We start from the raw sequence: 1,196 nt of genomic DNA, 5'->3' as shown, positions 1-1,196 counted from the left end.
GCGGGCAATGACGTGCTCATCGGCGGTGGTGGTGCCGATACGATGGCCGGCGGTGACGGCAGCGATATCTATGAAGTCACCGAGCTCGGGGACGTGGTGAGCGAACTCGCCGGTGCCGGCAGCGACACGATCTGGACCTCGCTCTCAAGCTACGCCCTGGGTGCCAACGTCGAGAACCTGTTTTTCGGCGGCAGCGGCAACTTCGTGGGCATCGGCAACGTGCTCGACAACACGCTCGCCGGTGGTGCGGGTAATGACGTCCTCATCGGTGGCGGCGGTGCCGACACGATGGTCGGCGGTGCCGGCAGCGATACCTACGAAGTCACCGACCTTGGTGACGTGGTAGGCGAGAACGTCGGTGGCGGCAACGACACGATCTGGACCTCGCTCTCGAGCTACGCCCTGGGTGCCAATGTCGAGAATCTGTTTTTCGGCGGCAGTGGCAACTTCGTGGGTTCCGGCAACGTACTGGATAACCAGATCGTGGGCGGTGCGGGTAACGATGTCATCATCGGTGCCGGCGGTGCCGACACGATGGCTGGCGGTGATGGCAGCGATATCTATGAAGCCTCCGACCTTGGGGACAGGGTGATCGAACTCGCCGGTGCTGGCAGCGATACGGTCTGGGCCTCGCTCGCGAGCTACACCCTGGATGCCAACGTCGAAAATCTGTTTTTCGGCGGCAGCGGCAACTTCGTGGGCGTCGGCAACGTGCTCGCCAACATGCTCGTGGGTGGTGCGGGTAATGACGTCCTCATCGGTGGCGGCGGAGCCGACACGATGGTCGGCGGTGCCGGCAGCGATGTCTACGAAGTCACCGACCTTGGTGACGTGGTAGGCGAGAACGTCGGTGGCGGCAACGACACGGTCTGGACCTCGCTCGCGAGCTACACCCTGGATGCCAACGTCGAGAATCTGTTTTTCGGCGGCAACGGCAACTTTGTGGGCACTGGCAACGGGCTGGCCAACACGATCGTGGGTGGCGCAGGTAACGACTTCATCGTCGGCGCTGGCGGTAACGACGTGATGAGTGGCGGCGTGGCCGGCAACGATACGTTCGTGTTTGGTGCCGCGGGTTTCGGCAACGATACGATCCTGAACTTCGGAGCCAATGCGGCCGCAGGGCAGGACCTGCTCAATATCGCGGAGTTCGGGATCACCAGCGCGACGTTCGCTGCCAACGTGACCATCACGGC

1 protein-coding gene is annotated in these 1,196 nt (G+C 63.1%); it reads left to right on the top strand.

Translation table 11 applies throughout. From position 1 onward, the window contains the following. A partial coding sequence (locus tag BSF40_RS31300) for a calcium-binding protein (protein WP_141249831.1) occupies positions 1 to 1,196 on the top strand: 1,196 nt, incomplete at both ends.

Origin of the sequence: Pseudomonas sp. ACN5, assembly GCF_002303975.1 — a bacterium.
GTDB lineage: Bacteria > Pseudomonadota > Gammaproteobacteria > Pseudomonadales > Pseudomonadaceae > Aquipseudomonas > Aquipseudomonas laurylsulfatiphila.
The sequence above is the reverse complement of the archived record's forward strand: the minus strand, read 5'-3'. Positions and strand labels throughout refer to the sequence as shown.